Here is a 15955-nt window from a genome sequence, read left to right as displayed (position 1 = left end):
GTTTTGATTTGGTAGATTATGATACAGGTTTTTTCTATTCAAGGAAAAAATAGTACCATAATCATACTACACTCTAGTTAGGGCTTGCCGATTAAATCTAAAAGCGTTTACAGATATATGTTTTAGACTTTTTAGATGGGAAAAAAGTGTAACTTTTTCAGCTTGAGCAACTAAAAACTTAGTATCTGAGGCTAAATATCGCAGAAAAATCAAGGGATAATTCTTCTGACTACATTCTTCTAAATTCCCTGTTCCTTCAGAATTCATAATTCTGAATTCTGAATTCTGAGTTCTACCCGAACTCATTCATACTTTTGAGCGCAAATCCTAGTTATTTAGCACAATAAAATCAGGATAAATTATTTCAAAAAAACTAGATATTGGATATCATATAAGTTATGTTCATGTGACATTTATTACACTAAAAAAATCATGGCAAAGAGGTAAAAATCTAGTTTTTTGTTCGGGAGTTAAACTATTCCATATTTCAATTTTAATCCAAGAATAATCAGGAGAATAATTTGCACCATTAGGGAGTTTTAAACCTGTGGATAAATCAAAATTTTACCTGGTTTAGTTTGGGGATTCCAGTTCCAAAGTTTAGCGTTTAAGCCGACATTAATATTGCCAGTTTCTCCATATTCGATTATAATCCAATTTTAATTTTACCCTGGTAAGAGTTTCCATTCTCTAATCTCCTCCCACTCAACCATTGTTGAAATACTTCAAACCTACCATCATCAGGATTAACAATTCGATAAATTCGCAATCGCTTTTTCTGGTGAGTTTCTGTTCGTAAAAATTCCAAACTATAACCAATTTTATCTAAAAAACGTCCCACAATTGTAACTGGACTAGAGTTGGCAGCTAATCCTATTCCTAATATGGTTTTAATTTCTGTTCGGTTTGACAAAGCTGTTTTTCCTAATAATTGTAAATCTGGATCGATATTTTTCAATTCCCGTTGTTTATCCTTGAGTAATGAGGGTATTTTTAATAGTTCCATTACTCCAATAATTGCACCTAATAAACAATCATTAAAATCAGGAATAAAAATATTACCTTTACCCAAATCCAACAATTTTTTTGCTACTTCTCCATCCCGCACTGCTAAATATGGTCGCCCTACTGTCATAAAATAATGTAGTTGCAACTGTTGATACCATCCCCGATCGTCTTTCTCAACTAATTCAGCAGTTATGGGAATGTTATAACGCAACATTAACTCAAATTTTCGTTGTTCTCGTTGTTTTTTAATTGGTTTTGATAATCTTTTTTTGAGTTTTTGATACTCAGATAAACTAATATTTTTTGCAGTAGCGATCGCCTCACATTCTGTCTGATAATTTTGCTTGATTACGGTAGCTATAGCTGACTGCAAAGTATTAAGTTCTGTAGGGGTTTCTGAGATTTTTTTTTCTTTTAAATTATCAGGTAAAACTTCTGTAGAAATTTCTATAATCTGATGCCCTTCTATTCGTAAAAATTCTAAAACAGACTGTCGATATTGATTCATTCCAGCATTAAAACGAACCGCCATTTTTGCCCAACACAAAAAAGATTCTGCCTGAAAACCTACTTCCAAATCATCTAAGCTATCAAAATCAGATTGTTGTAATAATCTAATATTCAGTTGAGTTAAGCGCTGTTCAGAATTAAGTAAAGAAGTTATGGAAGTCGAACCATTACCTACCTGATTAAAACCACAATTTGCTACCCATAAATATCTGGGAATATTCTCACGAACTCTACCCAAAGATTGACAAACAGATGTTGCTCCCTGCACTCCTTGAGCAATTGCCCAAACTGAAGTAAAATGCCCTTGAATATCAATACTAACTCCAGTTTCAATTGAGGGAGAAGCTAAGATAATATCATATTTTGGTAATACTTGATTTAATGACTTGATACAACCATAAGCAGGATGATTTGGTTCTGCTAAAGATTCCGAATCTATTCTCAGAATTTTTAATTGGGGAAACTGTTTTTTGAGATAAGCTTCTAAGGCACGAGTTCCCCATTTACTTGTTAGTTTTTGTGCTGATAAACAAACCATTGGTTTGCCACCTTCACGAATATGTTTTTGTAAATCTGCTATTAATCTTTTGGGAGTTGTTTCTGGATAATTAAAAATTTGCCAAGCTTCTTTTTCTCCAGGCAACCAATCATTTTGAATAATAAAAGGTTCGAGCTTTACTCTTGCTAAAGCTTGTAAATAATCTATGGAAATATCGCTGAGGTCAGCATCAGCTATAAATACTTGACCTATACCTCCTAAAACATTTTGCATTAATGCTTGAAAACATCTGAGAATTTCTACTCTACTTTGCCTACAAGTATTAGAATTTAAACCATGCCAAATTACCTGTTCAACTTCATCAATAATTACTATTCCATCCGACCAAGTTTCCGGATTAAAGTTTGCTTGGGAATTAGGATGCAAAGAGTCAATACATAAACCTAAGCCTAATAATTTATCTTGGGATTTTTGGGATTCTGAATTGACTTCTGTAATATATTTCAATCCAAAACGTTGACATAATTCTTGTACTAATTGCACCCGATGACCAATAACTAAAACTTTTTGATTACGAGCTACAGCTTCAGCAACTATTTTTTCTAACAACTTAGTTTTTCCAGTTCCTTTAGCAGATTTTATCCCTACAAGTTTTGCTGGAAAATTTGTACTATAAGCTAAATCGAGATTATCTAATTTCTGTAAATTCTTATTGCCTAAATAAGCAAAAATATTTTGTTCTGAAAGATAGCGGCTATTAACTCTCAGATTTACGGGATATGTGAGACGGCTAAATGATTTAGCTTTCCAAAGTTCTAAAGGTAATGCCTTTTCATAAGCCTCATCAAAAATATTTTTTCCCTGATTAGCGATTAAATCATCTACTCCTTTACCTAATTCTGGATTCCAGGAAATTACTTTAACTTTGCATCCCTTTCTTCTGAGTAAATATCCAGTTTTTCTAATGGCAGCATTAACATTTTTAATAGTTTTAGGTTTAGTATCTTGGTCAAATGCAATATAAATTTCTCGATGATTATTAATCAGCTTTTCTAACTGGGGAATTAAATTTGGTTTGCCAATGCGGTTGCCATATTCGTCTCTCGAAACTCGGTATCCACCAAATACTCCTGGTAATGCAATAGCTACATAAGATGCTGTTAGTAAAGCTCCTGCTTTTTTCGCTCCTTCAGTAATACATAAAGGTATTTGAGGATGGGCGATAAACCATTGCCAAAAACCCTGGTCTGGTTGATTATTATCAATATCTTCTGGGAGAATTTCTAATTGATAATGACTAGCTATTTTCTGCCATAAATGTAGGGGAATTTTTAGAGCAAATAAACTGGTAGGAGTTTTGGGAGGATGTTCGTATTTAATTAATTTTTTTTGATCGTAACTATGACGTGGTTGACTAGGTTTGAAACAACCCCAAAGGTCTTCTTCTCCTGAGAGTAAATCAATTCCAGAACACCACCATCCACCTTCTTCAATATGTTGGTATCGCTTTAATATTTCGCTCGTTACTCGACCATCATTACGTCGAGGAATGGCATTAGAATAAAATAAAAATTCATAAGGTCGTTGTCCTTCTAATGGGACAACATTCAGGTGGATTAATTGGTCATCAACACAGCTATTAGTCCATTCTCGGAAATAATTAATTTGTGGTTGGGTATTAGGGGTCATGTAAGAATGCACTCTACTCTATATATAGTGACGGATTTTTATTATAAGAGAAAAATACACTATATATATATAAAGTTTTTCCTAAGACTTCATAACTAATGGCCTCTATGGATGATTTTTAAACAGTCTTAAATTATATCATTATCATTGATATAATAAAATAGCAAAATATATAACAAGGAACAAAGATTAATTGCGATCGCCTCGCCATTAGATATCTCCGAATAAAGATATAGACTTTTTGCGCATAGTAGGCAACAGGGAAGATATTTTTAGGAAAAAGGTACGAAAAACGAAAGTGAAGTGACTTTGACTTCTCTTGCTTATATTAAACAAAGGGGAAGTTTATTTTTTGGAGATATCTATAGCAATCCGCGCATTGATTGTGACAATTTTTATAATAGTTAATTTGAACTGAAAACATGAGTAAATTATGACTCATGTAGGGGCGAATAGCCATTCGCCCCTACCACCAAAATATTACAACTTAAATAGGATTACTATATGAGAAAAATATTACCAAAATTGCTATGTTCCCAGATAATAATTATGAGGATATTAACTAGGTGGGTGTAATTATCCGTAAAATAGCGATGGAAATTCATATTTCTAGTGAAAACCTTTTAAAAATAGGCTTCTAGTTTTATTTTCAGATTTTTCGTTTTAATGTTTATTTATGCTTACCTACTTAAGAGAAATTGGTAGCCGAACATCCAGACTATCAAATGGAATTAGTAGGAGGATAAATTATTTTGATGAATCCTTAAGAATGAGAATCAGAAATAGTTTATTTATAGCGTATTCCAGGTTTATGAAGTACAGCAGGGAGTAGGGAGTAGGGAGTAGGAAAGAATATAGTTTTTCCAATCCTGAGTATTTTATTAAATAAGCTTTGATTATTTAGACTATGAACTACTTGCCAGATTTACATGGAATCTGCTGTATATTTAATTGAGCAACAGTATCTGATAAAAATGGGGAGTAATATCAATTCTGGTGGCTTGATCGCCATAAAATTGCCAGACAATCATTTATAGCTTGGAGTATCATAAATTCAAAATTCCTAAACCTACTTAAGATTGCCGGAATACGAGTTAGCAGCTACAATTTTTACTATGATTTTGTCAACTAATTCAAAAATTTTAGAATACTAAATTTAGAACTCTACAGGATTTATAGGATTTAGCACTATGGTTAGCAAAAAAGTAAATCTTTTAGGATATCACATCAGCAAAGAACTCTACAATGGTTATAGAACTATTGTTTATCAAGGGTATCGAGTAAGTGACCAATTACCTGTAGTTATCAAACTACTGAAAAATGATTATCCCAGTTTTAGCGAATTAGTACAATTTCGCAATCAATATACCATTACTAAAAATCTTAATTCTCCCCTAATTATCCATACTTATAGCCTAGAACCATACGAAAATGGTTATGCCTTGGTAATGGAAGACTTTGGCGGTATTTCTCTTCAAGAATGGCTTGTCAAAAAGGAAAAAAAACTATATTTAATAGAGTTTTTAGAAGTTGCAATTAGCCTCTGCAATGCCTTAGATATACTCTATCACGAACGCATTATTCATAAAGATATTAAACCTAGCAATATATTAATTAATCCCGAAACCCAACAACTAAAATTAATCGACTTTAGCATCGCTTCTCTACTACCAAAAGAAACCCAAACACTGGTTAATCCTAATATTTTAGAAGGAACTCTTGCTTATATTTCTCCCGAACAAACAGGCCGAATGAATCGTGGCATTGATTATCGTACAGACTTCTATTCTTTAGGTATAACATTCTACAAATTACTCACAGGAGAGTTACCATTTACATCAAATGATGCAATGGAATTAGTACATTGTCATCTGGCAAAATCACCACCTGTAGTCAATGAAATTAACCCACAAATTCCGTCTGTACTTTCAAAAATTGTCAGTAAGTTGATGGCAAAAAATGCAGAAGACCGCTATCAAAGTGCATTAGGATTAAAATTAGATATAGAAACTTGTTTACACCAACTAATAGAAACTGGGGAAATTGAAGATTTTGAAATTGGGCAACGGGATATTAGCGATCGCTTTATTATTCCTGACAAACTTTATGGACGAGAGGCAGAAGTATTAGCCCTACTTGAAGCTTTTGAAAGAGTTAGTAATCCCCCCCAGTCTCCTCTTAGTAAGGGGGGTGAAGTCAGAGCAGAAATGATGTTGGTAGCTGGGTTTTCAGGGATTGGTAAAACAGCGGTTGTTAATGAAGTTCATAAACCTATTGTGAGGCAACGGGGTTATTTTATTAAAGGAAAATATGACCAATTTCAAAGGAATATTCCTTTCAGTGCATTTGTGCAAGCTTTCCGAGATTTAATGGGGCAATTATTAACAGAAAGTGATAGTAAAATTCAGGAATGGAAAGGCAAGATATTAGAGGCTGTTGGAGAGAATGGGCAAGTTATTATTGAAGTTATCCCGGAATTAGAAAAAATTATTGGCGAACAACGACCTGTAACGGAATTATTAGGTACAGCAGCTCAAAATAGATTTAATTTATTATTTCAAAAATTCACTCAAGTATTTACCAGTGTAGAACATCCATTAGTGATGTTTTTAGATGATTTACAATGGGCAGACTCAGCATCATTGAAGTTAATACAGTTATTAATTGCTGATACAAATTATCTATTTTTAATTGGAGCATATCGTGATAATGAAGTTAATCCAGCACATCCATTGATGTTAACTTTGAGTGAAATTGAAAAAACAGAGGCAATAGTTAATACGATTACTTTATTGCCATTGAGTAAAGTACAAGTTAATAAATTAGTTGCTGATACACTGAAATGTACAGAAAATTTAGCCTTAAGTTTTTCTCAATTAATTCATCAAAAAACTCAAGGAAATCCATTTTTTGCGACACAATTTCTCAAAGCATTGTATCAGGAAAAACTGATTGAATTTGATTTTCAATTAGGGTGTTGGCAATGCGATATGGCACGAGTAAATCAGCAAGCACTTACAGATGATGTCGTTGAATTTATGGCACTTCAATTACAAAAATTGCCAACATCAACTCAAAATATATTGCAGTTAGCTGCTTGTATTGGTAATCAGTTTGATTTAGCAACTTTAGCAATTGTCTCGGAGCAATTAGAGGTAGAAACATCTGCCGATTTGTGGAAAGCGTTGCAGTCAGGATTGATTTTACCCATTAGCGATATTTACAAGTTTTATCAACAAGATTCATTCATTAATAATTTGGGCGATGATAATGGAAAAGTAACAGCTTCATATAAATTTTTACACGATCGTATCCAGCAAGCAGCTTATTCACTGATACCTGAAAATCAGAAACAAACCACTCATTTAAAACTTGGAAATTTGTTGCTTAACAGCACATCAAAAAATGAACTAGAAGAAAATATTTTTGCCATTGTCAATCAATTAAATTTTGGTTCGGAATTAATTAAAGAGCGGCTGAAACGACATGAATTAGCGGAGTTAAATTTACTTGCGGGGCGTAAAGCTAAGGCGGCAACTGCTTATGCAAGTGCAATAGAATATTTATTTACTGGATGCAAATTACTTGCTGAAAATTCTTGGCAAACTAACTATATCCTGGCGTTAACTTTGTTTGAATCTGCTGCCGAAACCGCTTATCTTAATGGCAGTTTTGAACAGATGAAAAAATGCGTAGAAACTGTGTTGCAAAACGCTAAAACTTTTTTAGACAAAGTGAAAATTTACGACATTAATATTCAAGCTTTGACTGCACAAAACAAGTTGCAAGATGCCGTATCAACAGGATTAGAAGTATTAGAAAAACTAGAGATTAACTTTGGAGCGTATCCCGAAAAAGTAGATTTAGAACCAGCAATTGAAGAGACAAAAAATAATTTAAGCGGTTGGGAAATTGAAGAACTGATTACCTTGCCAAAAATGACAGATCCCGATCAACTTGCTGCCATGCAAATTATCTCAACTACCATTGCACCAGCTTATGTAGGCGCACCAGACTTGTTGCCTCTGCTGGTTTTGAAACAAGTGAATTTATCATTAGAATTTGGCAACACAGAACTTTCAGCTTATGCTTACGTAATGTATGGACTGATTCTCTGCGGTGTCTTAGGCAACATTGAATTAGGCTATAAATTTGGAATACTGGCAAATCAACTGTTAGATAAATTTGATTGTCAGCAGTTTGAATGTCGAATTTTGAATATTTTTAATGGGTTCATTCGTCATTGGCAACAACCGCTACACACTACAATCAAATTTTTAGAAAAAGGCTATAAAGTTGGTATCGATCGCGGAGAGATTGAGTTTGTCGGATATTGCGCCTTAAATAATAGCCTCAATTCATTTTGGAGCGGGCAAGAATTGACTGAGACTGAACAAAAGATAGCTAACTACACTGCTGCAATGGGTGAATTTAATCAACAAACAATTTGCACCTACTTAAAAATTTATTGGCAGTTAATTTTAAATCTATTGGATGACGTAGATGACGATCAAAAACCTTGGGAACTGAATGGATCTGCTTATCAAGAAACAACCATGTTATCAGTACATCAGGAAGCTAATGATGCCTACGCACTAGCCCAACTTTATCTCTCAAAATTGTTTCTGCACTATCTGTTTGATGATTATTCCGAGGCGATCGCTACAGCAGAATTAGGTAAAACTTACATTGGCGTTTTAGTCGGTAATGCTGCCGTACCAATTTTTCCCTTCTATGATTCCTTGGCAAGATTAGCAGCATGGAATCAACTAATCACATCGACACAAGAAGATGTGTTGAAATTAGTCGCTGCTAATCAACAAAAAATGAAAAATTGGGCAGATCGTTCCCCAGAAAATTATTTGTCAAAGTTTTATTTAGTAGAAGCAGAACGATACCGCGTCTTGGGTAACAAAACGGAAGCTATAGAATTGTACGAGCGCGCTATTTCACTAGCCCAAGAAAACGAATATATCCAAGAAGAAGCACTCGGTAACGAACTGGCAGCCAAATTTTACTTAGATTGGGGCAAACAAAAAGTCGCGAGCGGCTATATGCAGGAAGCTTACTACTGTTATGTTCGTTGGGGAGCAAAAGCCAAAATCGCCGACTTAGAAAAACGCTATCCCCAACTGCTGACTGCCATACTACAGCGAACCAGTTCGACCCTTTTGAATCACGAAACTACTTTGCCATTAGGGACTCTCACATCGACGAGTTCCGCAACTGCTACCAGCAGTGTCTCTGCTGCCTTAGATTTAGCTACCATTCTCAAAGCTTACCAAGCACTCTCTAGTGAAATGGAACTAGAAAAACTACTGTCATTACTACTTTCCATCGTCATCGAAAATGCGGGAGCTGATAAATGTGTGTTAATGCTCCTGCCAGAAGAACGCTTGCTGATTGAAGGGTCGGTTACCGTGGGGAAAGAGCCAGTTGTGTTGCAGCACCTTCCTATTGAGGATAGTCAGGTGATTCCCCTGAAGCTAATTTATAAAGTGAAGCATGAAAGGCAGACTGTTATGTTTGTTGATGTGAGTAACGAGCCGAGCTTAACTAATGACCAGTACATCATAAGTCAGCAGCCTAAGAGTATTTTGTGTAGCCCAATTTTACATCAAGGCAAGTTACAGGGAATCTTATATCTAGAAAATAATTTAGCAACGGGAGCATTTACCAGGGATAGCGTCGAACTCCTCAATCTACTCTGTACTCAAGTGGCTATTTCTCTGGAAAATTCCCGACTTTATGAGCGGTCACAGCAATATGCGCAACAGCTAGAGCAATCATTATCCGAATTAAGTGCAAGCAACTCTCGTTTTCATAATCTGGTAGACAATGTACCTGGTCTTGTTTATCAATTTTGCATTAGTCCATCGGGACTCAGAACTTTGACCTACATGAGTGCTGACTGTTATCGTTTCTACGAAGTCACCGCAGAAGAAGCGATTAGCAATATTCAAATTCTCACAGATATGATACATCCAGATGATATTATTGAGCATAATCAGTCTATTGCCGACTCTATACAAAACCTAGATCCCTGGCATTGGGAAGGCCGTATGGTAACACCATCAGGAATCATCAAGTGGGTTCACTGCGAAGCTCGAATTGCCCAACGTGCTGATGGAACTCTGGTTTTGGATGGGATGACATGGGATATTAGTCGTCGCAAACAAGCTGAACTTGCTTTAGAGCAAAAATCCCAAGATTTACAAAAAGCACTAACTGACCTGCAACAAGCTCAATTACAAATTATCCAAAGTGAAAAGATGTCGGCCTTGGGTAACTTAGTAGCCGGAGTCGGCCATGAAATGAACAATCCTTTGGGCTTTATTTCCGCGAGTATCGAGCTAGCTAAACCTACTATTACAGATATTATTGAACATTTACGACTCTATCAAGAAAGTCTCCCTAACAAAACCGATGAAATTATCGATCATGCCGAAGAAATTGACTTAGATTATAGCTTAGAAGACTTACCCAAGATGATTGATTCGATGATGATGGCGTGCGACAGACTCAAAAACATCAGTACCAGTCTCCGCACTTTTTCTCGTGCTGACAAAGATTACAAAGTACCGTTTAATATCCATGAAGGGATTGATAGCACTCTCTTAATTCTCAAACATCGTCTCAAAGCTAATCAGACTCGTCCAGCTATTGAAGTTGTGACCAACTACGGTAATATCCCTGTGATTAATTGCTTCCCTGGTCAATTAAATCAGGTATTTATGAATATTATTGCCAATGGGATTGATGCTTTGGATGAATCAAATCTCGGTCGCAATTTTACCAAAATTGAAGCTAATCCTAACCGAATTACAATTCAAACATCGGTCGAAAATGAAAAGGTAAAAATTACTATTGCTGATAATGGTAAGGGAATGAGTGAATCAGTTAAACAAAAAATATTTGACCATTTATTTACTACAAAAGCTGTCGGAAAAGGTACGGGTTTAGGATTGGCGATCACTAAGTCTATTGTAGTAGAAAAACATGGCGGTACAATTACAGTGAAATCTCAATTGGGAGAAGGTACAGAATTTATGATTACCCTACCTATGACTGCAAAAAGAAAAATTTAACTAAAAAGGGGGGAAATAATTAATAATTAATAATTAATAACTAGACAGTACAAAGTTCTTGGAGTAGCCATGGCTAGCCATGGCTACTCCAAGTTAGAAACTCGCGAGACTGAGCTGTATGTGCTGTAAGCTTTTATCAGTAATACTTTCAAGAATGAAAGTAAATCTTTTTTTAGAATAACTTTGTACTCTCCAGTGGCTTTGTTGTAATAGCCATAGAACATCCGTTCCGCTTTTCGGTTGCCAGAGCCGACATAAAAGGTGAACCTAGTGGCAGCTATATCACCCTATTTCTATTATTCTATTGGCCAATAGTTAAATCTCTAAAAGCCTTTACAGGTATAAGTTTCAGCATTTTTTATCTAAGGTTGCTTGTTGCTTGATGTTTGATTTATTTATTGGACAATAGTTGTAGAAGTCAGGGAATAGGGAATAGCGGTGCGACTCCGCGACGACGACAGCTCGCTTGCGGAACGCGCACCAAGAGAGGGAATAGGTATGGAGGGAATGAAATTGTTGATTTCAGAAGGGTGAATTGATTTCATTTTTGATTTTTGGAGATGTCTATTGGACAATAGTTGTAGAAGTATGAAGTACATATGCTTGCCTATTGTGCGGTAGCTATATGTTTTCATACAACAAAGCCATTCTAAATTCTAAATTTATTAGGTAGCTACTTTTTAATAACCAAAAATTCTGAATATATCTGCTGCCTCTCTCTGAATAAAATTAATTTCTTCCTGTCGCAAAACCTGACGATAACTCCCCACACTTGCAGGTGATATTCCTTTGCCATAAAGTTCTGAATACCAAGGTTTTTCTGCATCACTTAACTGACTATAATTAATTTGACTCCGCTGCCATTTATCATCTTTTATAGAGCTACTTAAATTTAAACCAGTAAAATCTTGAAGTTGTTGAATAGCTACAGTGGGATTAAGTACCAAATGTTCATATTTGATATAAGCAACCTTACTTTGAAAGCTTACTAATTTACAATTCCAGGAAGGTGCATAAGCACGGCGATAAAATTCTATAAATTCTGATAATTTTCTTTCTGTAAACATGGGAGTTAAATGTCTATTTTCACCCAAACTTGCCATTTTATTTCCGACATTAATTAAAGAAGCAATAGTATCTCGCGGATCTCTGATAATCAATATAAATTTTACATCTTCTACCAACTCATAAATATCTGGAAATAATTCTCCTATGAGGGGATATTTGAGAATAATATGAGTAGCATCAATATAACATTTCCGAATATGTTCTAAAAATTTATTGACTAATTCAGCACTAAAATTTCTGAGTTCTGTTATATCAGAAAAATAATATTTGCTCTGGCTTTCAAAATCTATTTTACCCGTACTATAAGCATTAACTAAATGATACAGATAACCTACTTCTCCAATTAACGGATTAACATTGGTATCGGAGCAAATAATATTTTGTAATAAAGTAGTTCCAGAGCGAGGACATCCACCAATAAAAAAGTATGTCATGTTAGGAATTTAGAATTTAGAATTTAGAAGTAAGAAGTAAGAATTTAGAAGTAATACTAAATCCGATTATCAAAACTACGTTTTTCAAATTCCTTTCTAACCCTTCTGCCTTCTGCTTTACCTCACGATAAACCATAAACCTTACTTTCAAAACAGGATTTAGTATAAAAAAGTGATAATAGCTAACCTCTAATGACTTCTACTATTCAAAATTAACTTTATCGATCGCCAGGAATTTAAAAATCATCAAAACTATTGTTATACCAATTAAAAAAAAGAATCCTAGACTTTAGGTGATACTTCAATTATTAAGTAATTAACATAGGCACATAGAAACTTTTTGATAATTAGCACATTATTTATTGTTAATTATTCTTATTTTTACTTTTCCCATACTCCTCTACTCCCCTACTCCCCTACTCCCTATTCCCTATTCCCTATTCCCTCTTTTGATTGAATTAACTTTTCTGCTAATTTAATTGCTTCGCCTTTAGTAAAAATCTTTTCTTCAGCTCGCGCTATTTTAATTTCTGTTAAAAGCTGACCAACTATCGGACTTTTAGGTAATTTTAGAGTTGTAATTAAATCATTTCCATTCAATAAAGCTATGGGATGAGCAACTGGATCGTCTGGATTAATATAACGTTGAATTAAACAATTAATTTCCTCTCTAGATATTCCTTTTGCCACTGCTACAACTGCTAGAGCAGGAAAATTTTTTCCTATTTCTTGAAATAAAAAATATTGCTGTCTAACAGACATCTGAGAAATTTCTCTTTCTGACAGTTTTGCTAAACCTTTAATCACGGCAATTGTACTTTTAATTTCTGCATTGCTATATTTCAACCGCATCAATTCTACTTCCGCTTTTTCTGCGTCAGGATTAACTAATATTGCTAATTTAGCGATCGCCAATAAAGATAAAGATGTTTTGACGGTATCGCGCACCCCAGTTGCTAACTCTACTCCCAAATTAGACCAATTTTTTTCTAACTGCTCTACTACTATCTCTACCTTTTTTCCTATTTCCAGATTTTCTGTTGCTGCGGGAAAATAATCTGAGAGTAGACCATTTTTCCAAGCTTTTTCTATCCAAACCATTCCTTGAGGATGACTCAATAAATAACCTAATTCTGTCTGCACTCTTTCTGCTGCGACTTGGGTAAGCAAAGGTGCAAACTCTCGAATAGTTGTTTGAGTTTCTGGCGAAATAACAAAACCTAATTGTGCTGCTTGACGATATGCGCGTAATAGTCGGAGGGGGTCCTCTCTAAGATTCCCAGATTTTACCATTCTAATAATACCCTCTTGCAAATCTTTCAGAGCATTAAATAAATCTATCAATTCATCAGTAAAAGGATTATAGGCAATAGCATTTATCGTAAAATCTCGTCGCCATAAATCTTCCTCCAGACTATCACCTTCAATCTCAGCAAAATCAACTGTCGTTCCTTTAAATACTACCCTGGCAATTTTTCGTTCCGCATCTAAAACCACAAACCCCGCTTGATATTCCTTGGCAATATTTCTGGCAATACTAACTGCTTGGTCAAGGATAATAAAATCTAAATCCAAATATTCCCTCTTCCGTTTTAGCAAAGCATCCCGCACCGAACCACCTACTAAATAAACAGGTTGGGGGAGCATTCTTCCGTCAAATGGCCAATTTTCCGGTGATAAAGCAGACAGGGAATTTATCGACATTGCCACAAAAATCAAATGAATTTCTTTGCAGTTAGAGTGTTACCTAGGTTAAAGTTAACATTATGTCTGAAAAAAATATATTTTTCCCCTGGAATAACCTTTGTCTCTAGGACAAAAATTGCTCGATTCCAGATCAAATTAATTTGGGTTAAAATATAAACTTATCGTAAGTATTCAACCGTCAGCTATTAGCTATGAGTTATTGATCAGAGGATGAGGTAACAGCAACCTTTGAAATTTAGAGAGAATAAAAAGTTACTGCCAAACTACGCTCCCTTGACTTGAGGAGTAATTATTTATTATTAATTGCTCATAGCTGACTGCTAGGAGCTGAATGCTGACAACTTATCAAATCATTTAAGATAGAAAATTATTGTATCAATTAAGATGAAACTTGACCATCAACGAGGTACTTACAAATGTGTATTTGTGTTAACTGCCACTATGTAGATCGGTGTGTCACTTATCATGCTGTAGAAACTCAGCACGAACAACTTCATTTAACAGAAAATCCAGATTTTGAACCGGTTGAACCTACTATTAATGTCAATATTCGTCCCAAACAAGACGAAATTGAGATGGAATGGGATGTTGTCGGTTGTGAAAGTTTTCTACAAGAAATGGGTAAATGGGCAAAATTAAGGCCAGGCGAACTTGTCCCTACCTAAAATCAGTTATTAGTTATCAGCATCTCTAATAATAGGGAGGTTTGAAATAAAGAATATTGTTTTTTTATCTCCTTAAAAAGGGAGATGGAGTGATGAGGAGATGAGGAGATGAGGAGATGGGGATATTAATTAAGTACCATTATTTTTCGTATTTCATATAACTTTTTATCCCCCCTTATTTTTAGATATATTCCTTACCCATAAGTCTTCAAAGCTTTGGAGAGAAGCAAAAGTGGGAGAGTAGGAAGAGATTAGATCGATATTATTGGTTAAATAAATAGTATTAGAGGATTTTTCCTTGTTTCTTTTTCTCCATTACTCCACTCACTTCATCTCATACCAATTCACTTGAAAGATGTTACAAATAGTTTCAAATTATATGTAATGTATGAAATAATTTCCTCAAATTACTATATAGTAAAAGTTTTGAGCCTATAAAATATTACTTTTGACTTTTAAATTTTAACTTTTAACTTCTGTAAAAAGTTCACTATCAATAATTTACCCTAGTTATAGGTATCAAAATACGTAAGCATTCAGCCGTCAGCTAGCCTCCTGGGTCGGAACTGCCTCTTTCAGAGGAGCTTCGCTAACGTTAACAGCTATCAGCTATGAGTTATTAATCAATTATCACACATTCAGGAGGAATTAGTCTTCAAGGAAAATTAAAACTTATGAATAAATTGGTCACATGAGTGCTAACCGAAGTCAAGTTATTACATTTAAAAGCTGTTTGCGCAGCATTCTACAGGAAAAGCTGAATTCTAATAGCTGAATGCTTACCAAAATACTGAGAGTAGAGGGGTAGGAAAAAGGGAGAGAATATATAGCTAAAGTCAGAAGTTAGAAGTCATAATTCAGAAGTGGGAAATTAAATTATTGCTGTGAATAAATTTGAGAAGAGCGAGAATATCCGCCCTAGTAATGGCGACTACTATATTTAAGTTTTTCGCCTACTTCCCGAATTTTATCGACTGCTGTAAAAAAAATCAGAGTTATTGAGATTTACTCTATCTGGATAACTGAAAAAAATCTCCTCTATTCAAATAGAATAAATCATAAAAATCTCAATATATTCTGAATTTATTCCATAGCAGCTCTAATGCTGTAAACAAATCAGAGTTCTGGAGATTTACTCTATCTGGATAATTAAAAAAATTTCCTCTATCCAAAGACAATTAACCATCAAAATCTCAAAATACATCAAAACTCTAAAACTTTAATTCCTGTTGCTTAAGAGACTGTTTGTAAAAAAAAGCTAAAGATGGCCATGAAGAAGTATTTAAG

The 15955-nt window shown here is 34.6% G+C and carries 6 protein-coding genes; 2 read left to right on the top strand and 4 right to left on the bottom strand.

Annotated elements, in window-relative coordinates; genetic code table 11:
- Positions 1-66 precede the first annotated feature (66 nt).
- A complete protein-coding gene (locus tag ACP6PM_RS22430) occupies positions 67-267 on the bottom strand; it encodes a hypothetical protein (RefSeq protein ID WP_426588539.1) in 201 nt (66 codons plus the stop codon).
- Positions 268-646: 379 nt separating this feature from the next.
- Positions 647-3706, bottom strand: coding sequence for a plasmid replication protein, CyRepA1 family (locus tag ACP6PM_RS22425; protein ID WP_426588537.1), 3060 nt, complete (start codon positions 3704-3706; stop codon positions 647-649).
- Between the two features lie 1190 nt (positions 3707-4896).
- Here ACP6PM_RS22425 and ACP6PM_RS22420 point away from each other — a divergent pair.
- Positions 4897-10794: a trifunctional serine/threonine-protein kinase/ATP-binding protein/sensor histidine kinase gene (locus ACP6PM_RS22420; protein ID WP_426588534.1), complete on the top strand. Its 5898-nt coding sequence runs from the start codon at positions 4897-4899 to the stop codon at positions 10792-10794.
- 680 nt (positions 10795-11474) lie between these two features.
- On the opposite strand, the gene ACP6PM_RS22415 is transcribed toward ACP6PM_RS22420, so the two are convergent.
- On the bottom strand, positions 11475-12296 hold the full coding sequence (locus ACP6PM_RS22415; protein WP_426588532.1) for a sulfotransferase family protein: 822 nt from the start codon (positions 12294-12296) through the stop codon (positions 11475-11477).
- 423 nt (positions 12297-12719) lie between these two features.
- The gene (locus tag ACP6PM_RS22410; RefSeq protein ID WP_426588530.1) at positions 12720-14000 is read right to left on the bottom strand and encodes a tRNA nucleotidyltransferase/poly(A) polymerase-related protein; all 1281 of its coding nucleotides are present in this window, start codon (positions 13998-14000) and stop codon (positions 12720-12722) included.
- A 419-nt stretch (positions 14001-14419) separates the two neighbouring features.
- Here ACP6PM_RS22410 and ACP6PM_RS22405 point away from each other — a divergent pair, with 419 nt between their 5' ends.
- Entirely contained in the window at positions 14420-14668 is a 249-nt protein-coding gene (locus tag ACP6PM_RS22405; RefSeq protein WP_426588528.1) for a Ycf34 family protein, read from the top strand.
- The last annotated feature ends 1287 nt before the right edge of the window (positions 14669-15955 follow it).

It is taken from the genome of Dapis brunnea BLCC-M229 (assembly GCF_050015995.1).
In the GTDB taxonomy this organism is placed as follows: domain Bacteria; phylum Cyanobacteriota; class Cyanobacteriia; order Cyanobacteriales; family Microcoleaceae; genus Trichodesmium.
This window is presented reverse-complemented; position numbering and strand designations above follow the sequence as displayed.